This is a genomic window from Streptomyces noursei ATCC 11455, from assembly GCF_001704275.1.
Lineage (GTDB): Bacteria > Actinomycetota > Actinomycetes > Streptomycetales > Streptomycetaceae > Streptomyces > Streptomyces noursei.
In genome coordinates, this window is the sequence record NZ_CP011533.1 from 3575978 (window position 1) to 3595914 (window position 19937).

10 protein-coding genes are annotated in these 19937 nt (G+C 75.5%); 1 reads left to right on the forward strand and 9 read right to left on the reverse strand.

What is annotated here, in order from left to right; genetic code table 11:
* Nucleotides 1-73: 73 nt before the first annotated feature.
* The 5 genes from nudC to SNOUR_RS14850 form a co-directional block, all read right to left on the reverse strand.
* Complete coding sequence (gene nudC / locus SNOUR_RS14830) at nt 74-1009, reverse strand: NAD(+) diphosphatase (protein WP_039632985.1); 936 nt, start codon at nt 1007-1009, stop codon at nt 74-76.
* A 75-nt stretch (nt 1010-1084) separates the two neighbouring features.
* Nucleotides 1085-2485: a dipeptidase gene (locus SNOUR_RS14835; RefSeq protein ID WP_067347135.1), complete on the reverse strand. Its 1401-nt coding sequence runs from the start codon at nt 2483-2485 to the stop codon at nt 1085-1087.
* A 10-nt stretch (nt 2486-2495) separates the two neighbouring features.
* Nucleotides 2496-6119, reverse strand: coding sequence for an ATP-dependent helicase (locus SNOUR_RS14840; RefSeq protein ID WP_067358322.1), 3624 nt, complete (start codon nt 6117-6119; stop codon nt 2496-2498).
* Nucleotides 6120-6206: 87 nt separating this feature from the next.
* On the reverse strand, nt 6207-9731 hold the full coding sequence (locus SNOUR_RS14845; protein ID WP_067347136.1) for an ATP-dependent helicase: 3525 nt from the start codon (nt 9729-9731) through the stop codon (nt 6207-6209).
* A 175-nt stretch (nt 9732-9906) separates the two neighbouring features.
* Nucleotides 9907-10356, reverse strand: coding sequence for an MGMT family protein (locus tag SNOUR_RS14850; RefSeq protein WP_067347138.1), 450 nt, complete (start codon nt 10354-10356; stop codon nt 9907-9909).
* A gap of 187 nt (nt 10357-10543) precedes the next feature.
* Between SNOUR_RS14850 and SNOUR_RS14855 the strand changes: the two genes are divergently transcribed.
* Nucleotides 10544-13549, forward strand: a complete 3006-nt coding sequence (locus SNOUR_RS14855) for a lysylphosphatidylglycerol synthase transmembrane domain-containing protein (RefSeq protein ID WP_079142643.1) — start codon at nt 10544-10546, stop codon at nt 13547-13549.
* 114 nt (nt 13550-13663) lie between these two features.
* On the opposite strand, the gene moeZ is transcribed toward SNOUR_RS14855, so the two are convergent.
* From moeZ to SNOUR_RS14875, 4 genes are all read right to left on the reverse strand, one after another.
* On the reverse strand, nt 13664-14842 hold the full coding sequence (moeZ, locus tag SNOUR_RS14860) for an adenylyltransferase/sulfurtransferase MoeZ (protein WP_067347142.1): 1179 nt from the start codon (nt 14840-14842) through the stop codon (nt 13664-13666).
* 419 nt (nt 14843-15261) lie between these two features.
* The gene (locus SNOUR_RS14865; protein WP_067347144.1) at nt 15262-16221 is read right to left on the reverse strand and encodes an NAD-dependent epimerase/dehydratase family protein; all 960 of its coding nucleotides are present in this window, start codon (nt 16219-16221) and stop codon (nt 15262-15264) included.
* A 250-nt stretch (nt 16222-16471) separates the two neighbouring features.
* Nucleotides 16472-17731, reverse strand: coding sequence for a hypothetical protein (locus SNOUR_RS14870; RefSeq protein WP_067347146.1), 1260 nt, complete (start codon nt 17729-17731; stop codon nt 16472-16474).
* Nucleotides 17732-17972: 241 nt separating this feature from the next.
* A complete protein-coding gene (locus SNOUR_RS14875; protein WP_067347148.1) occupies nt 17973-19730 on the reverse strand; it encodes a DUF3492 domain-containing protein in 1758 nt (585 codons plus the stop codon).
* Nucleotides 19731-19937: the final 207 nt, after the last annotated feature.

Consider the following 19937-nt stretch of genomic DNA (forward strand, 5'->3'; position numbering starts at 1 on the left):
AGGGAGCCGGCCGGCGGCCCCATGCCGTGTTCGGCCCCGGCCGGGACGTCGTCCGCGGCCGGGGCCGAGGGAGTCAGGGCCGGGGCAGCGGCTTGCCGTACCACTGTTCGATGAGCCGTGCCGCGATGGAGATGCCGTACGGCGGGAGGACCTCGCCGGAGGCGAAGGCGGCGGTGAGGTCGTCCCGGGAGAACCACCGGGCCTCCTCGATCTCCTCGCCGTCCACCTGGATCTCGGAGGAGGTGGCGCGGGCCATGAAGCCCAGCATCAGGCTGGAGGGGAAGGGCCAGGGCTGGCTGGCGACGTACTCGACGTCGCCGACGACGACGCCGGCCTCCTCATAGACCTCCCGGGCGACCGACTGCTCGATGGACTCGCCCGGTTCGACGAAGCCCGCGAGGGTGGAGAAGCGCCCCTCGGGCCAGTGGACCTGGCGGCCGAGCAGGGCGCGGTCCTGCTCGTCGGTGACGAGCATGATCACGGCCGGGTCGGTGCGCGGGTAGTGCTCGGCGCCACAGGCCGGGCAACGGCGGATGTGGCCGGCCGCCGCGATGACCGTCCGCTCGCCGCAGCGGGAGCAGAAGCGGTGCATCCGCTGCCAGTTCTCCAGGGCCACGGCGTGGACGAGGAGGCCGGCGTCCCGGGGGGAGAGCAGCAGACCGGCCTCGCGGAGTCCGGCGGCGCGGGCGGACTGGTCCAGGCGGCCGGGCAGCGAGTCCTTCTGGAGGGCGAAGTAGCTGACCCCGTCCTCGTCGGTGCCGAGGTAGTAGCGGTGGGCCTCGGTCAGCGGCGCCTCAAAGGACGGCGTCATGATCAGTTCGGTGCGGCCGTCGGGGGTGTCGTCGATCAGCGCCTGGCCCCCGGACACGACGAAGACGCGCGTCGTCGGGTGGCTCCAGGCCGCCGCCAGCCATGCCTCGTCGAGACGGTGATGGGCGGAGCGGTCGATGCCGCTCGGCGCGCTGAAGGTGATCGGTCGGTCGGCCGTGCTGTCGGTCCAGGTGGTCACTGCTGTTTCCAACTCCCCCTATGGCGTGGGTGATTGCTGCGTGCGGGCGCGGAGCGGTACGGCGGTGCGCGCGGGTCAGGACGGGCGCCAGGCGTCCGCCAGGTCGCCCCAGAGGTAGGCGGCGGTCTCCACGCCCTTCATCAGCAGGTCGAGCTCGACCTTCTCGTTCGGCGCGTGCCAGCCGTCGGAGGGCACCGAGATGCCCAGGAAGAGGACCGGGACGCCGAGGACGTCCTGGAGGTCGGCCGCCGGACCCGAACCACCCTCGCGGGTGAAGCGGATCGTGGTGTCGAAGGCCCGCCCCATGGCGCGGACGACGGACTGGAGCGCCGGGTGGTCGAGCGGGGTGAGGCAGGGGCGGGTGGCGCCCCAGAAGGTGATCTCGTGGCGGATGCCGGCCGGCAGCCGGTCGGCGACCCAGCTGCGGACGGCCTGCTGGACGGCGGCGGCGTCCTGGCCGGCGACCAGCCGGAAGGAGAGCTTCAGCTGGGCGGAGGACGGCACGATGGTCTTGCCGCCGGGGCCCTGATAGCCGCCGCCGATGCCGTTGACCTCGGCGGTGGGGCGGGCCCAGATGCGCTCCAGGGTGGTGGCGCCGGTCTCGCCGAGGGTGGCGTGCGAGTGCGCGGTGCGCAGCCAGCGTTCCTCGTCGAAGGGCAGCTCGGCGAAGAGTTCGCGCTCGCGCTCGGTGAGCTCGATCACCCCGTCGTAGAAGCCGGGGATCGCGACCCGTCGGTCAGCGTCGTGCAGCGCGGCGGCGAGCCGGGCCGCCTCGGTGGCCGGGTTGGGCACCGCGCCGCCGAACGAGCCGGAGTGGATGTCCTGGTCGGGGCCGAACAGCTCGATCTGACAGTCCGTCAGTCCGCGCATGCCGGTGCAGACGGTGGGGGTGTCCTCGGCCCACATCCCGGTGTCGGAGACGATCACCGCGTCGCAGGCCAGACGGTCGGCGTGGCGCTGGATCAGGGCCGGGAAGTGCGGCGAGCCGGACTCCTCCTCGCCCTCGATGAGCAGCTTGAGGTTGACCGCGGGCGCGGTGCGGCCGGTCGCGGCCAGGTGGGCGCGGACCCCGAGGGTGTGGAAGAAGACCTGGCCCTTGTCGTCGGCGGCGCCGCGGGCGTAGAGCCTGCCGTCGACGGTCACCGGCTCGAAGGGGTCGGTGTGCCAGCCGTCCTCGCGGGCGGCGGGCTGGACGTCGTGGTGGCCGTAGACGAGCACGGTCGGGGCGGACGGGTCCCCGGCGGGCCACTCGGCGAAGACCGCGGGCAGCCCCTCGGTCTCCCACACCTCGGTCACCGGGAAGCCGGTCTCCGCGAGCTTGCCGGCGAGCCACTCGGCGCTACGACGCACCTCGGCCGCACAACCGGGGTCGGCGGAGACGGAGGGGATGCACAGCCACTCCGCGAGATCGGCGAGGAAGCCGTCGCGGTGATCGGCGATGTACGCGCGGACGGCGTTGTCCGAGGTGGTGCTCATACGCCCGAGCCTATCGGCCTTCCGGGGGATGTCGGTCGGCGGTCTCCCCGAGCAGGATCCGTTCGAGCCCGGCCCGGCCCGGCAGCCGGGCGGGCCTGACCACCTCGCCGGTACGGACGAAGACGAACGCGGCGCCGACCTCGGACGGCGCCAGGCCGTACCGCTCGGCCCAGGCCAGACGGTAGACGGCCAGCTGGAGCGGGTCCGCGCCGCCGCTGCCGGCGGGCAGGTGCCGGCCGGTCTTCCAGTCGACGATCTCGAAGCGGTCACCGTCCGGGCCGTGCTCCTTGTAGACCGCGTCGATCCGGCCGCGGATCACCCGCCCGGCGAGCGTCATCCGGAAGGGGACCTCCACCCGGAACGGGGTCCGGTGCGCGTACGGGGTCCGGGCGAACGCCTCCTTCAGGGCCGCCAGGTCCTGTTCGTCGGCGATCTCCGCCGCCTCGCCGGGCTCGGCGCCGGGCAGCTCGTCGGGGCCGAGCAGGGGCAGCGGCAGCTCCTCGAAACGGGACTGGACCCAGGCGTGGAAGCGGGTGCCGCGGCGGGCCGCGGGCTGCGGCGGGCGCGGCATCGGGCGGGCCAGCTCGCGCGCGAAGCCGTCCGGATCCGCGGCGACCTGGAGCAGCTGGGTGGCGGTGAGCGAGGCCGGCAGCGGGACGTCGCGGACCCGGGCGCGGGAGCTGCGCAGCTCGGTGGCGAGCGCCTCCAGATCGCGGTCCCAGGACGCCACGGCGCGGCGCTCCTCGGGGAGCAGCGCCGAGGGCTGTCGCCCCGGGGGGTCCGTGGGAGCGGGACCGCCGACGAGGGTCGCCGGATCGGGCTCGGCGGAGCGCTGGGCGATGAGGCGCGGGTGCGGGAGCGCGGCTACGCCCTCGCCGCCGGCATGCGGGGCGTCGGGCCCGTCGTCGTGTGCGTCGTACGCGTCGTCATACGGGGCGTCGTCGAACGGGGACTCGTCATACGGGGCGTCGTCGAACGGCGGGTACGGCGCGTCCTCGGAGGAGGCCGCCCAGTCCCCGTCCCACTCCTCGTCGTCCGGTGGCGGCGGCCACTCCGGGTCGTACGCGGGGGACGGGGTGGCGGGCGCGGCGTACGCGGCGAGGTGGTCGCGGACGGTGGCGGCGGCCGCGCGGCGGCGGGCCATGGCGGTGGGATCCAGCGGCAGCGGCCAGGGCTGATCGGCGGCGTCCTCGGCGAGGGCCGGATTCTCGGCGCCCTCCTCCGGTGGGTCGGCCCAGACCTCGATCTCGCCGTGGCCGGCCTCGCAGTGCTCGCGCAGCGCCTCCAGGAAGGCGGACGGGCCACGGGGGCGCTTCTGGCTGGGGCCCCACCAGTGGCCGGAGCCCAGCAGGAGGGAGCGGGGGCGGGTGAAGGTGACGTAGCCCAGGCGGAGTTCCTCGATCTCCTGGTGGTGCTTCATCTCCTCCTTGAAGTCCTTGACGCCGCGGGCGGTCCACTCCGCCACGTCGGGCAGGGTCTCGGCGTCACCGCGGAGGGCGTGCGGCAGGACCTTGGCGCGGCTGATCCAGGACTCACGGGCCTGCTCGCTGGGGAACTGCTTGGCCACCAGGCCGGGCACCGCGACGACGTCCCACTCCAGGCCCTTGGACTTGTGGGCGGTGAGCACCTTGACGGTGTCCTCGCCGCCCGGGAGCGAGCTGTCCAGGCCCTTCTCGTACTGGACGGCGGTGCGCAGGAAACCGAGGAAGGCCAGCAGGGTCGCCTCGCCGTCGAGGGCGGCGCCGCCCTCCTTGGCGGCGAACCCGGCGGCGAGGTCGAGGAAGGTGCCCAGGGTCTCCCGGCGGCGGGCGGCCAGGGCGTGCGGCGAGGCGGACAGCTCGACCTCCAGACCGGTGACGGCGAGGATCCGGTGGAGCACGTCCATCAGCGGGTCGGCGAGCGAGCGCCGCAGGTCGCGGAGTTCGGTGGCCAGGCGGGCGAAGCGGACCCGGGCCTCCGGCGAGAACGGCAGGCCGTCGTCGGAGCCGCCGGTCTCCAGGAAGGTGTCGAGCGCGTCGGCGAGCGAGACCGTCTCGGCCGGGTCGACGCCCTCGACGGCCTCGGCGAGGCGTCGCTCGGGGTCGTCGTCGGCGGAGCCGCCGCGGGAGGTGTGGGCCAGGGCGCGGGCCCGGCGGCCCAGCAGCGCCAGGTCGCGGGGGCCGATCCGCCAGCGGGGGCCGATCAGCAGGCGGACCAGTGAGGCGTTGGCCGTCGGGTCCTGGAGGACCTCGCAGACCGCGACCAGGTCGGCGATCTCGGGGAGGTGCAGCAGCCCGGAGAGGCCGACGACCTCGACGGGGATGTCCCGGGCCACCAACTCGCCCTGGATGGCGGCGAAGTCGGCGGCGGTGCGGCACAGCACCGCGATCCCGCCGGGCGGGGTGCCGGTGCGGACCAGGTGGGCGAGGGAGTCGGCGAGCCAGCCGAGCTCCTCGGCGTGGGTGGGCAGCAGGGCGCAGCGGACCACGCCGTCCCGTTCGGCGCCGGGGGCCGGGCGCAGCGCCTCCACCCCGGCATGCATCGCGCGCAGCGGGGCGGCGAGGCGGTTGGCGAGCTCCAGGAGGCGGCCGCCGCTGCGGCGGTTCTCGCTGAGGGCGAAGCGGCGGGCCGGGCTGCCGTCGGCGAACGGGAAGTGGGCGGGGAAGTCGTCGAGGTTGGCGACGGAGGCGCCGCGCCAGCCGTAGATGGCCTGGCAGGGGTCGCCGACGGCGGTGACGGCATGCCCGGTGGCGGCCCCGGTGGTCGGACCGGCGCCGAAGAGACCGGAGAGCAGCAGCCGCTGGGCGACGGAGGTGTCCTGGTACTCGTCGAGGAGGACGACCCGGAACTCCTCGCGCAGCAGCGCGCCGACCTCGGGGCGGGTGGTGGCCAGGGTGGCCGCGAGGGCGATCTGGTCGCCGAAGTCCAGCAGGTCGCGGCGGCGCTTCTCGCGGCGGTACGCGCCGACCAGGTCGAGCAGTTCCAGCCGGCCGTGGGCGGCCTCGGGGGCCTTGCGCAGGTCGGCGTTGCTGAGCTTGGCGCCGTCCAGGGTGGCGAGCAGGGCGGTGTCGTGGGCGTGCAGGGCGGCCGGCTCCACCAGGTGCTCGGCCAGCTCGCCGTCGAGGGCGAGGAGGTCCTCCACGAGGGTGGGCAGCGAGGTGGTGAGCGACGGGTAGGGGCCGGGGGCGGCGCGCAGGGTGCGGGCGGCGAGCTGGAAGCGGGTGGCGTCGGCGAGCAGCCGGGCGCTGGGCTCCAGGCCGATGCGCAGGCCGTGGTCCTTGAGGAGCTGGCCGGCGAAGGCGTGGTACGTGGAGATCCGCGGTTCCCCCGGGGGCGACTCGGCTCCCCCGGCGCCCTCGGGGAGCGCCTCGGGGTCGGTGACGCCGGCCGCCAGCAGGGCCGCGCGGACCCGCTCGGCCAGCTCGCCCGCCGCCTTGTTGGTGAACGTCAGCCCGAGGACCTGCTCGGGCGCGACCTGGCCGGTGCCGACCAGCCACACCACCCGCGCGGCCATGACGGTGGTCTTGCCCGAACCGGCTCCGGCCACGATGACCTGCGGGGCGGGCGGCGCCGTGATGCACGCCGTCTGCTCCGGGGTGAACGGGATGCCGAGCAACTCCTTGAGCTGCTCGGGGTCGGTGATACGAGCTGACACATCGGACACCGTAACGGCCGCCACCGACAATCCCTCCGCGCTCGGCGTTCGCGCAGGTCAGCGCGGGCACGAACCGGCCCAGGCCGGTCACTCCACGATCTGCCGGCCCTCCGGCCGCGCGCTGCACGAGGCCCGGAAGGCGCAGTGCGTGCAGTGCGAACCGGCGGTGGGCGTGAAGCGCTCCTCCAGGACGCGGCCGGCGGCGGTGGCGAGCAGGTCGCCGACCCAGTCGCCCTCCGGCGGCGGCTGCGCCTGGACGGCCGGCAGCGCGTCGCCGCCCTCCTTGCGGGGCGCGCCCAGCCGCAGGTGGACGAGTTCGGCGCCGCCCGGTTCCGGCCGGCGGCCGTCGAAGGCGTCGTCCAGGGCGCCCTCGACGACCGCGAGCTGGTAGACGGCCAGCTGCGGGTGGCGGGCGACCTCGGGCCCGGTCGGCTTCTGCTTGCCCGTCTTGAAGTCGACGACGTAGGCGCGGCCCTGGGCGTCCCGCGAGACGTGGTCCATGCTGCCGCGGATGCGGACCTCGTAGGAGCCGGCGTCGAGGGTGACGTCGAAGCCGTGCTCGGTGGCGACGGTGTCCCGGCCGAGGGTCTCGCGCTCCATGACGTGCCAGCGCAGGAAGCGCTCCAGGGCGGCGCGGGCGCTGTCCTTCTCCTGGCGGGACTTCCACGGGGCGTCGAAGGCGAGCGCGTCCCACACCGAGTCCAGCCGCTCCATCAGGACGGACAGGTCGGCGGGGGTGCGTCCGGAGGCGACCTCGTCGGCGAGGACGTGGACGACGTTGCCGAAGCCCTGGGCGGCGGTGGCCGGGGCGTCGGCCTTCACCTCGCGGCCCAGGAACCACTGGAGGGCGCAGGTGTTCGCCAGTTGGTCGAGGGCGCTGCCGGAGAGCACCACGGGCTGGTCGCGGTCGCGCAGCGGGACCGCGTTGTGGGTGGGCTCGTGCAGGCCCCACCAGCTGTCCGGGTGCGCGGCCGGCACCAGGGGGTACCCGTCGTCGTCGCGCAGGGCGGCCAGTTTGGCCAGCCGTCGGGCGGCGGCCTCGCGCAGCGCCGGCCCGGCCTCCGGGTCGACGGTGGTGGCGCGCAGCTCGGCGACGAGCGCGGCGACCGTCAGGGGGCGGCGGGGGCGGCCGGTGACGTCCTGGGGGGCGACGCCCAGCTCGGTCAGGAACCGGGACGGTTGGTCGCCGTCCTCGGCCGCGGCCTTCACCGCGGTGACCACCAGGCGCTCCCGGGCCCGGGTCGCGGCCACGTAGAACAGCCGGCGCTCCTCGGCGAGCAGGGCGCCCGGGGTGAGCGGTTCGGCCAGGCCGTCCCGGCCGATCCGGTCCGCCTCCAGGAGCGAGCCGCGCCGCCGCAGGTCGGGCCAGAGGCCCTCCTGGACCCCGGCGACGACCACGAACCGCCATTCCAGGCCCTTGGCGCGGTGCGCGGTCATCAAGCGCACCGCGTCCGGGCGGACCGTGCGGCGGGTGAGGGTGTCCGCGGCGATGTCCTGGGCGTCCAGCTCCTCCAGGAAGTTCAGGGCGCCGCGGCCACCGGTGCGCTCCTCGGCGCGGGCCGCGGTCTCGAACAGGGCGACCACCGCGTCCAGGTCCCGGTCGGCGTTGCGGCCGGCGGCCCCGCCGCGCCGGGCGGCCCGCTCCAGCCGCCCCGGCCAGGGGGTGCCGTCCCACAGCTGCCACAGCGCCTCCTCGGCCGTCCCGCCGCCGGCGAGGAGCTCCCGGGCCTTGCGCAGCAGCAGGCCGAGCCGCTGGGCGCCGCGGGCGTAACCGGGGTCGTGGGCCACCAGGCGCTCGGGCTCGGACAGCGCGCGGGCGATCAGCTCGTCGGAGGGGGGCGGCAGCGGGCGGCCGGCCGCCCGCTCCTCCTCGCGCAGCGCCCGGCCCAGCCGCCGCAGATCGGCGGCGTCCATGCCGCCCAGGGGGGAGGTCAGCAGGTCGACGGCGGTCTCGGGGTCGATGCGCAGGGCGGTCGCGCCGTCCGGGGCGGCGTCCTGCGGGTCCGGGTCGCCCGGGGCGCCGTCGGGCGCGTCGGATGCGTCCACGGCGTCGTCCGGTACGTCCACGGCGTCGTCCGGTACGTCCACGGTGTCGTCCGGTGCGCCCACGGTGTCGTCCGGTGCGCCCGGCGCCCCCGCGGCCACCCGCAGGGCGGTCAGCAGCGGGGCGACCGCCGGTTCGTGGCGCAGCGGCAGGTCGTCGCCGTCGATGTCGAGCGGGACCCCGGCGGCGGTCAGCGCACGGCGCACGGCGGGGATCGAGCGCCCCCCGGCGCGTACCAGGACAGCCATCTCGCGCCAGGGCACCCCCTCCTCCAGGTGGGCGCGGCGCAGCAGGTCCGCGATGTTGTCCAGCTCGGCGCCGGGGGTCGGATACGTGTACACCTCGACCCGGCCGCCGTCCCGTACGGGCGTCGGCTCCCGGTGGGCGCGGACGGCGTCGGCCGGAAGACGGGTGAGCGGCATCCGGCGGGTCAGCAGACGGGTGGCGGCCAACAGCTCGGCTCCGGAGCGGCGGGAGGTGCCGAGGACGGCGACCGGGGCGGGGGTGCCGTCGGCGCGCCGGAAGGTCTCGGGGAAGTCGAGGATGCCGTTGACGTCGGCGCCGCGGAAGGCGTAGATCGACTGGTCCGGGTCACCGAAGGCGAGCAGCGTGCGGCCCGGGGAGCCGGGCGCGGCCGGTGCGCCCCGGTGGCCGGCGAGCGCCCGCAGCAGCCGTACCTGGGCGGCGTCGGTGTCCTGGTATTCGTCGACGTAGACCGCGTCGTAGGCGCCGGCCAGCTGGGCGGCGGCCTCCGGGCCCTCGGCCAGGAGTACCGCGCGGTGCACCAGCTCGGCGTAGTCCAGCACTCCCTGGGCATCCAGGACGTCGAGGTATTCGGCGAGGAAGCCGGCCGCGGCCTGCCAGTCGGGGCGGCCGGTGCGGCGGGCGAAGGCGCCCAGCGCGTCCGGGCCCAGGCCCAGTTCGCGGCTGCGGGCCAGCACCGCGCGGACCTCGTCGGCGAACCCGCGGGTGGTCAGGCACGCCCGCAGCTCGTCCGGCCAGCTCACCCGGGCGCGGCCGGCGCCGGCGAGCTCCGCCTGGCCCTCCAGGAGCTCGCGGACGACGAGGTCCTGCTCGGGTCCGGAGAGCAGCCGCAGCGGGTCGGCGAAGAGGTCGGCGTCCTGGTGGGCGCGGACCAGGGCGTAGCAGAAGGAGTGGAAGGTGGTGGCCTGCGGGACGCCCGGCCGGCGGACGGCGGACGGGCCTCCCCCGCGCCGGGACGGCACGGGGGCACCGTCGTGGTCGGCCAGGCGGGCGGCCAGCCGGTCGCGCAGGGCGACCGCGGCCTTCCGGCTGAAGGTCAGGACGAGGATCCGCTCGGGGTCGCCCCCGTCCCGGATGCGGCGCACCACGGACTCCACCAGGGTCGTGGTCTTGCCCGTCCCCGGGCCGGCGAGGACCAGCAGCGGCCCGTCCCGGTGCGCCACCACGGCGCGCTGGCCGCTGTCCAGGGTGGGCGGCACGGTCCGCTCCGGCGGGGTGCGCACCAGCCGGTACGCGCCGGGGGCGTCCCGCCGCGCCGCCTCGCGGGGCTGCGCCGGCGGGACGGCCGGAAGGGAGGAACTCACGTGGATCGCCGGTCCTGGGAAGGGAAGTGCTGGTGGTGGTGCGGAGGGTGCCGGGCGGTGCCGCTGCCCGTCCGGGGCGCCGCGGCGGGCCGCGCCCGGTACGGCGGTCCGCCGACCGTACCGGCCAAGGGGCCAACTTTAAGGGTCTGCCCGACCCTGACCCATCGGACAGACCCTAGGGCACGTCCGGGCCTCCGCCGCCGTCCCATCGTGCCCGCCGCATGTCGATCCGCGGTACATGCCCGCCCGTCGCCCGGCCACCGCCCCTCATCGACGCCTCCGAGGCTCCTCGGAGGGGCGTGCCCTCGTCGCGGTAGTGGGCCAGGGCGCGCAGTTCGCTCCCGGGGAGCAGGACGCCGTCCGCGCGCACCACCCGCCACCAGGGCACCGCGCCCCCGTAGAGGGCCATCACCCGGCCCACCTGCCGGGGGCCGCCGGGCGCCGGCCCCTGGGGGTGCTCCTCGTCCTTGAGCCACTCCGCGACGTCCCCGTACGTCATGACCCGGCCGGGCGGGATCAGCTCGGCGACGCCGAGGACCCGCTCGGCGTAGTCGGGCAGTTCCACGGCGGCGGCCGGTCCGTCGCCGGCGGTGCCGGCGCTGTCCGTGTCTCCGGTCCCCTTCATTCGGTCCATCCTGCCGCACAGCACCGACAATGGGCTTGGACGCTCGGTCCTGCGCCGGCCGGGGTAAACCCTGAGAACGGCGGAGACCGTGTGCGGTGGCGGTGGTTCCACTTCCCGTGGACCCCAAATGCACCCTGATGCCTCCCCGGGCCGGACGGCCGTGCCACCATCTTCCGGACGGTGACTGGTGATACGAGATCAAGAAGAGACGGCCGAACAGCAGGGTGCGGCGCCTCCACGGGAGGCGGGCGCCCCTGATGTGCTGGCAGCCGGCACCGCCCCGGATCCGACCGCAGGGACCGCGCAGCCGCAAGGGCCGCGGGCGGCGGAACAGGGGAAGCGACAACGGAAGCCGACCGCGGCCTCCGCTACCGAAAAGGCGAGCACGATCGAGAAGGCCGAACGACCCGAGGCGTCCGCGAGGCCGGGACGGCCCACGGCGCCGGAGCCACCCGAGCGGCACCAGCCCGTACGGCGGACGAAGGAGAGCGCCCAGAGCGATCAGCAGCCGGAGGAGCGGCTGGAGCACCACAAGACCGCCGACGACGCGCCCCGGGGCGTGCCCCGCACCGGCGCGTACCGCTCCACGGGCGGCCCGGAGGACAGCGGCGAGTTCCACGTGGACCGGCTCGCGGTCGACGAGCCGCTGCTGCCGGCGCGGGTGCACCGCCCCGCCGACCTGCTGCGGCTGCTGCTCGGCATCGCCGGGATCGCACTGGTGCTGGCGCTGGCGACGTTCGCGCACGGCACCACCCAGGGGCTGAAGAACGACATCGGGCAGGGCGCCGGGGCGGCCCCGCCGCTGCTGATCAACCTGGCCGGGCTGGCCTCCAGCGTCCTGGTGCTGATCGTGCCGGTGGCCTACGCCGTGGAACGCCTGATCAAGCGGGACGGGCTGCGGATCGCGGACGGCGTACTGGCCGCCGTACTGGCGCACGGGGTGTCGCTCGCCACCGACCTGTGGGTGGCCGAGGCGGCCCCCGCCTCGATCCGCAGCGCGCTGACCCAGCCGCTGGCCAACGGGGCGCTGTCCGCGCCGGTGCACAGCTATCTGGCGCCGGTGATCGCCTACATGACGGCAGTGGGGATGTCCCGGCGGCCCCGCTGGCGGGTCGCGATGTGGTGCGTCCTGTTGCTGGACGCGTTCGCGGTGCTGATCGGGCGGTACACCACCCCGTTCGCGATCGTGGTGACCGTGCTGATCGGCTGGACCGTCGCCTTCGGCACCCTCTACGCCGTCGGCTCGCCCAACGTCCGCCCCACCGGCCAGAACCTCCTCGCGGGCCTGCGCCGGGTCGGCTTCCGGCCGGTCAGCGCGATGCGCGCGGAGGACGGCAGCCCGGACCACGGCGACCGGGGCCGCCGCTACCTCGTCGCCCTGGAGGACGGCCCGCCGATCGACGTCACCGTCGTGGACCGCGAGCAGCAGGCGCAGGGCTTCTTCTACCGGGTGTGGCGGCGGCTGTCGCTGCGCGGCATCAACCAGCGCCGCAGCCTCCAGTCGCTGCGCCAGGCCCTGGAGCAGGAGGCGCTGCTGGCGTACGCGGCGATCGCGGCCGGGGCCAACGCACCCAAGCTGATCGCCACCTCCGAGCTCGGACCGGACGCGGTGATGCTGGTCTACGAGCACATCGGCGGCCGCAGCTTCGACGCGCTGGCCGACGAGGAGATCACCGACGAGCTGATGCACAGCGCCTGGCGGCAGGTGGCCGCGCTGCAGTCGCGGCGGATCGCGCACCGGCGGCTGGTCGGGGACGCCCTGCTGGTGGATCGTTCCGGCAACATCGTGTTGACCGATCTGCGGGGCGGCGAGATCGCCGCCGGCGATCTGGTGCTGCGGATGGACATCGCCCAGCTGCTGTCCACCTGTGGGCTGCGGGTCGGCGCCGAGCGGGCGGTCGCCGCGGCCGTCGAGGTGCTCGGCCCCGACGCGGTGGCCGACAGCCTGCCGCTGCTCCAGCCGATCGCGCTCAGCCGCACCACCCGGGCCACCCTGCGCCAGCTGGCCAGGGAGCGGTCCAAGCGGGAGCGGGAGGCGGTGCTCGCCGCCTCGCAGGCCGCGAAGGAGGCGCGGGAGGCCCGGGAAACGAGCGGCCCCCGCGACCGCAAGGCGCTGCGGGCGATGCGGAACGCGGAGAAGACCGCCGAGAAGCGGGCCCTGGAGGAGGCGTCGGAAGAGGCCCTGGAGGAGGACCTGCTCGCCCAGATCCGCCGACAGGTGCTGCTGATCCGGCCGACCGCGGTCATCGAGCCGGCGAAGCTGGAGCGGCTGAGCCCGCGGATCCTGATCACCTGGATCGCCGGTGCGTTCGCCGCGTACCTGCTGCTGTCCCAGCTCACCAACTTCAACCTCGGCGACGTGATCAACCAGGCCCGATGGGTGTGGGTGCTGGTGGCGGCGTTCTTCTCGGCGCTGACGTACGTCGCGGCGGCGATGAGCCTGCTGGGGTTCGTCACCGAGAAGGTCTCGTTCCTGCGGACGCTGCTCGCGCAGGTCGCGGGCGACTTCGTGAAACTGGTGGCGCCCACCGCGATCGGCGGGGTGGCGCTGAACACCCGGTTCCTCCAGCGGGCCGGGGTGCGTCCGGGCCTGGCGGTGGCGAGCGTCGGCGCGTCCCAGCTGTTCGGGCTGGGCAGCCACATCGTGCTGCTGCTGGCGTTCGGCTATCTAACCGGCACCGAGCACGCCCCGCAGATCCAGGCGTCCCGGACGGTGATCGCCGGTCTGTTGACGGTGGCGGTGCTGATCCTGGTCGTCACGGCGGTCCCGGTGCTGCGGAAGTTCGTGGTGACCCGGCTGCGGTCGCTGTTCGCCGGCGTGGTGCCGCGGATGCTGGACATCCTCCAGCGACCGCGGAAGCTGGTCACCGGCATCGGCGGGATGCTGCTGCTGACGGGGGCGAACGTGATGTGTCTGGACGCCTCGATCCGGGCGTTCGGCGGCGGCGACCAGATCAGCTACGCCGGTATCGCGGTGGCCTTCCTGGCGGGCAACGCGCTGGGCTCGGCGGCGCCGACACCGGGCGGGGTGGGCGCCGTGGAAGCCGCGCTGATCGGTGCGCTGACCTTCGGCGGGCTGCCGGCCGAGACGGCGCTGCCGGCGGTGCTGCTGTTCCGGCTGATGGTCTTCTGGCTGCCGGTGCTGCCGGGCTGGCTGGCCTTCAACTTCCTGAGCCGCAAGGGCGAGATCTGACGGAGGCGGGCTGCCCCGGCACCCGGGGAAGCCCGCCTCCGCCGGTACGCGCGAAGGCGCCGGTCCGTGGTGAACGGACCGGCGCCTCACGTGTCACAGGGCGACTCTCGCCGCTCAGTAGACGGGCTTCTCCGGCTCGACGGTGTTGACCCAGCCGATGACGCCGCCACCGACGTGCACCGCGTCGGCGAAGCCGGCGGACTTCAGGACCGCGAGCACCTCGGCGGAGCGGACGCCGGTCTTGCAGTGCAGGACGATCTTCTTGTCCTGCGGGAGGTCCTGGAGGGCGGTGCCCATCAGGAACTCGTTCTTCGGGATCAGGCGGGCGCCGGGGATCGAGACGATCTCGTACTCGTTGGGCTCCCGGACATCGATGATGTCGATCTTCTCGTCGTTGTCGATCCACTCCTTGAGCTGCCGCGGAGTGATCGTGGAACCGGCCGCCGCCTCCTGGGCCTCCTCGGACACCACGCCGCAGAACGCTTCGTAGTCGATGAGCTCGGTGACGGTCGGGTTCTCGCCGCAGACCGCGCAGTTGGGGTCCTTGCGGACCTTGACCTGGCGGTACGTCATCTCCAGCGCGTCGTAGATCATCAGGCGGCCGACCAGCGGGTCGCCGATGCCGGCGAGCAGCTTGATGGCCTCGTTGACCTGGATCGAGCCGATGGAGGCGCAGAGCACGCCGAGCACGCCGCCCTCGGCGCAGGACGGCACCATGCCGGGCGGCGGGGGCTCCGGGTACAGGCAGCGGTAGCAGGGGCCGTGCTCGCTCCAGAACACCGACGCCTGGCCGTCGAAGCGGTAGATGGAACCCCAGACGTACGGCTTGTTCAGCAGCACGCAGGCGTCGTTGACGAGGTAACGGGTGGCGAAGTTGTCCGTGCCGTCGACGATCAGGTCGTACTGGGCGAAGAGCTCCATCACGTTGGTGGAGTCGAGGCGCTCTTCGTGGAGGTTGACCGTGACGTACGGGTTGATGCCGAGCACCGTGTCCTTGGCGGAGGCGGCCTTGGAACGGCCGATGTCCGCCTGGCTGTGGATGATCTGGCGCTGCAGGTTCGACTCGTCGACCTCGTCGAACTCCACGATGCCCAGGGTGCCGACGCCGGCCGCGGCCAGGTACATCAGCGCGGGCGAACCCAGGCCGCCGGCGCCGACACACAGCACCTTGGCGTTCTTCAGCCGCTTCTGCCCGTCCATCCCGACATCGGGGATGATCAGGTGGCGGGAGTACCTGCGGACCTCGTCGACGGTGAGCTCCGGAGCGGGCTCGACCAGGGGTGGCAGCGACACGGGGACTCCGTTGGTCGGTCTCGATGGGGTTCCCCCGCCCCGGTCGGAACCGGGAACGGTGGAGAGGGTTCTCCCCGTAACACTGCCACGCCCATCTTCATTCCGAGACACCCGGTCCGATGTGCGAGACGAATGTGTCCCAGTGGCCGGGCAGCGACTCCGGGGCGGCACCGGCGGCGGCCGGCCCGCGGGGCGGAGGCCCAGGCGGAAGCCGTCCTCCGAGGCCGCTCCCGGCCGCGCTGGGCGCCGGAGAGCGGCGCGGCGAAGGGCCGGGCGTCCCGCTCCACGTCCAGGTGTCCCACTGGGTGGACATCCGTCTCACGGGCGCGGGCGCCGGCGGGGGTGCGCGAAGCCGGGCACCCCCGCCCGCAGCGGCCCGGTCCCGGTGGGGACAAGGGCAGCGCTCGGGGCGCCACCGCTCAGATACGGCAGGCGGCCTCCATCCAGATGTCGGCCAGGGACTCCTCCAGGCCGATCCGCGGGCGCCAGCCGAGCCGGTCGCGGGCGGTGCGCACATCGGCCTGCTGCCAGGTGCCGCAGCCGTCCGGATACGGGTAGGCGGTGGGCGGTGCGCCCGCCGCGTGCCCCTCGGTGGCCGGGGCCGGGATCACCAACCGGGCGGGTGGGGAGTCGAGTTCGTGCAGCGAGCCGCCGAACCCGGCGACCCGGGCGAGCACCGCGGCGGCCTCCCGCAGCCGCACCGCGCGCCCGGTGCCGATGTTGACCACGCCCTGCGCGGCGGACAGCGAGGCGGCGTGCACCGCCCGGGCCACGTCCCGGACGTCGACGAAGTCCCGCTGGACGCCGAGCCCGCCCAGCTTCAGCTCGTTGTCCCCGGACTGCATCGCGCGCCGCATCGCCTCGGCGAGCCGGCCCAGCGGCGACCCGGCCGGGGTGCCCGGCCCGACCGGTGAGAAGACCCGCAGCACCACCGCGTCCAGCCCGGAGCCCAGCACCAGTTCGGTGGCGGCCAGCTTGCTGACCCCGTACGGGCCCCCGGGGCGCGGCACCGCGTCCTCCGCGGTGGACGAGCCGGGCTGCGAGGGCCCGTACTCCGAGGCGCAGCCGAGGTGGACCAGGCGGGCGCCGCAGCCGCTGCGGCGCAGCGACTCGCAGATGGTGGCGACCGCGACGGTGTTGTGCCGGGTCAGCTCCCGGGCCCCGCCGCGGGTGGTGCCGGCGCAGTTGACGACCACGCCGGGGTGGACCGCGTCGAGGAAGCGGGTGAGCGCCCCGGGGCTGCCGGTGGCCAGGTCGAAGCGGACGTCGGCGTCGTCTCCCCGGCCCAGGGCGGTGAGCTGGACGGCGGGGTCGGCGAGCAGGCGGTCGGCGACATAGCGGCCGAGGTACCCGTTGGCGCCAATGAGCAGCACCCTCATCGTGCGGCCCCCCTGCGCGCGTGCCGTGTGGTCGGGTGGACGTTCATGTGTCGACTCCTCATGGGGATCGAGGGAAGCGGGCCGGTTCCTCCGGCTCCGGCCGCGGGTTCGGCGTCCGCCACTGGGCGCGGGGACCAGGTGGGGGGTGAGGTCCGCGGCACGGAGGCCGGGGAGCGCGGAGCGGCGGCATCGGGGCACCGCGCCGCGCCGTGCGAGGGGTACGAAGGCCCGTACGGGCGTAGGGGGGCGGTCATGGCCGGTGGGCCTCCGCGGGGTCGCCAACGGGTGTGCCGCCGAGCTGTTCGGGCATGTCGGCGGGCAGGTGCGCACAGGCGCCGGTGAGCGCCCGCAGGCCGCGGACGAGGAGGCCCAGCGCGGCAACCGCGCACGCGACGGCCGGGACCGCGGCCGGTCCGGCGACGGTGACCAGCGCCTCCACCGGAGTGCCGAGCCGCGCCAGGCCGGGGAGCCGAGCGGTCAGAACGAGGGCCAGGGCCACCGCTTCCAGGGTGGCGGCGGCGCCGAGGCCGGCCGCGGCGGCCGCCGGGAAGCCGTGCACCGCGAGCAGCCGGGCGAGGAAGAGCAGCACCGCCAGCGCGACCACCGCAGGGACCACGCACCGGCCGCCGGGGTTCCCCGCGCGGGCGAGCAGCAGTTGGGCGCCGACCGTCAGCGCCCCCGCCGCGACCGCGAAGAGCAGCGTGGCACCGATCAGCAACGGCCGTACCCGGGCGGCGAGTTCGGCCAGTGCGCGACTGGCGACCACCCCGCGCCGGGCGCGCCGCGCGAACCAGTGGGCGCAGCCGGCGGCCGGGGCGATCACGCAGGCCAGTGCCACGCCGGCGGCGACGGCGGCCCGGGGGTGCGGGCCCGGCACATCGGGCCCGCCGGAGAGCAGCTGCGCCAGCAGCCAGTCGCCGTAGACCGCGTACCCCACCGCCCAGACCGCCCCCAGCACCGCCGTACGGGAACCGGGGCCGCGCCGCAGCCGCAGCGGTCCGTGGCGCAGCGCCAGCCGCAGCGCGAGGACGGTCAACAGCAGCCCGGCCGCGTCGACGGCGCCGCGCACCGGCGGAGTCGGGGCCACGACGGAGGCGTGGGCGGCGACCGTGGCGAGGCCGATCGCGCCGGGGAGCAGTTGCACCGCACCGCGGGTGAACCGGGAGCGGGGGGCCGGGGCGGGGGCCGCCGGGTCCGGGGCCGGTGCCGGATTCGGTGCCTCCGGTTCGTCCTCCGGGCCCGCCGACGCGCCGCGCTCCGGTCCGTCGGCGCGTGGGACCCGGGCGTAGAGCTCCTCGGCCAGGGAGAAGACGTCGCGGTGTCGGAAGCGGGCGGCGGCACGGTCGGTGACCCCGTGCGCCTCCAGTCCGGCGGCGATCTCCAGTGGGTCGACTGCCCTTTCGCACAAGGTGCGGTGACGGTACATCAGAATCTTGACGGGGTCGGCGGGGCCGTGCCGTGGGGCCGGCCGGGCGGGCGGGGCCGCGGTGCCGCTCTCGGGTGCGGTCATGCGCCGTCTCCCCTCCCCCGGCCCCGGGGACAGAGGCCGGCGGCGCGGATGACGGGGGCGGGCAGCGGCGCGCACCCGGCACGGGGGCCGCGTCCGGCACCCGGACGGCCGTCCCGCCACGCGGCGCCCCGGCTCCCCTCGTGTGCCACGTCCGCCCTCCCCGTCACCAGGGCCGCGCCCACCACGCCCCTCGTGCGGAGCACGTCCAGCACGACTGTCACCACTGTCGCCTCCCTCACCCTCACCACACCTGCCCCGCGGCCGGTTCGCCGGCCGCTCCGCGCCGCGTACGCCGGGACCGTCCACCTGTCTGGTCCGCCGGATCCGCCTGCTCGGCCCGGGCCCAGCTCGGGGTGCGGGCGGTGCCGGCCGGGGGCGGCCCCCCGGGCACCCGGGACTCGGCGGGCCGGGCGAAGGGCCGCGGGACGCCGCCCCCTGCGCCGCGCCCCGCCGGACCGCCCGGGGCGCCGGCGATCAGCTCCAGGTAGATGCCACGAAATGCCGCGATGTTCTGCTCGACGGTGAAGAGTTCGAAGGCCCGGGCGCGGGCCGCGGCGCCCAGTCGGGCGCGCCGCTCCGGGTCGCCGAGCAGCGCCCGGCAGGCGTCGGCCAGCGCACGGGGGTTGCGCGGCGGGACCACCAGACCGGTGCCGCCGATCACCTCGCAGACCGCGCCGGTGTCCGTGGAGACCGTGGCCCGGCCGCAGAACATCGCCTCCACCAGGGAGCGCGGGAACCCCTCGACCGCGCTGGAGAGCACCACCACCGTCGCCGAGGCGTAGGCGTCCGCCGCGGTGGGCGCGGTGGGGCCGCCGATCTCCTCGAAGCTGACCGGGTTCTCCCCGGCGGTCCGGGCGTCGGCGGCCTCGTCGGGGAAGAGCTGGGCGGCCAGCGCCCGGCACTGGGCGCGGTATCCGGCGGCCTCCGGGTCGGCGCCGAGGCCGCCGATGATCCGGAGGGTGGCGGCGGGGACGGTCCTGCGGAGGTCGGCGAAGGCGTGCAGCAGTCCGACGAGGTCCTTGTCCGGGGCGATGGCGCCGGTCCACACCAGGGTCGCGGAGTCGTCCGCCGCGGCGTCCGGGACCGCCGCGAACGGGCCCGCGGCCATGCCCGGGTAGACCGTGCGCAGCCGGGCCGGGTCCGCGCCGCAGCGCTCCTGCCAGCGGCGGGCCCGGGTGCCGCCCGGGGTGATCAACGCGGCCCGGGTGTAGGTCTCGGCGGCGAGGGCGCGCCGGAAGGCGGCGAGCAGGACCCGTACGGGCACGGTCCGCGGCGCCGCGGAGTGCGCGAGGTAGTGCTCGCGCAGCCCCACACCGTGCTCGGTGACCAGGAGCGGGGTACCGAAGAAGCGTTTGGCCAGCAGCCCCGGGAGCGCGGCGGTGCCGGCCGAGGCGGCGTGGCAGAGGTCCACCGCGGCCAGCCCGGCGTCGCCGTACCAGGCCAGCGAGAGCGGGCGCAGCGCCGGCTCCAGCTCGGCGGCGACCGCCAGCAGGTCCGCGACCTGTGCGCCGCGGACGGCGGACGGTGCGCCGGCGCCGTGGCAGACGGCCTCCAGGGCGCGGACGGCGTCCTCGGAGCGGAGCAGGGAGGGCAGCGCGGCACTGCCCCGGGCGAGGTCGGCGAGCCCGTAGAGGCCGCTGGCGAAACGGTCCGCCTGTCCGTCCGCGGCAGCTTCCGCACCGGCCGCCGGCTCCCCCGCCGACAGCGCCACGCAGGCCGCCGCGAGGTCGCCGAAGTGCTCGGCGAAGCGGCGCCGGGCGCGGCGGCCGGCGGACCGGCGACGCCCCGGCGGGATGTCGCCCCACAGCCGCGCCCGCCCCATCAGCCGGGCGTTGACGGGCAGTTCGACGGGGCCGCGGGCCTCCTGGCGAGGGTCGGTGATCAGCGTGTACAGCGCGAAGTCATGGCCGGTGAGCCCGCGCACGAGCCGGTCGCACCAGCCGTGCGCCTCACCGGACGCATAGGGATAGCCACCCTCGGTGAGCAGTCCAATGCGCACGACGGCACCCCCGTCCTCCCATATCGGCGTCCTGGCGCGGCACGTCCCCCGCCACCTGCAGGAAGAAGCTACGCAAAGGGCCCGGTGGCGCGATGGACGGTTGTCCGTCGCACCACCGGAAGGGGTGAACACGCGTGACTTTCCACCCCTCAGGGCGTTTCGACGCGCTATGTGGCCCGTTGGACGGTGAGGTCCGGCCGTCGCGCC

What these genes read in the sequence shown, in the direction of transcription:
- SNOUR_RS14865 (WP_067347144.1), bottom strand. Translation starts at nt 16,221, where the DNA reads ATGAGGGTGCTGCTCATTGGCGCCAACGGGTACCTCGGCCGCTATGTC.
- SNOUR_RS14835 (WP_067347135.1), bottom strand. Translation starts at nt 2,485, where the DNA reads ATGAGCACCACCTCGGACAACGCCGTCCGCGCGTACATCGCCGATCAC.
- SNOUR_RS14870 (WP_067347146.1), bottom strand. Translation starts at nt 17,731, where the DNA reads ATGACCGCACCCGAGAGCGGCACCGCGGCCCCGCCCGCCCGGCCGGCC.
- SNOUR_RS14850 (WP_067347138.1), bottom strand. Translation starts at nt 10,356, where the DNA reads ATGAAGGGGACCGGAGACACGGACAGCGCCGGCACCGCCGGCGACGGA.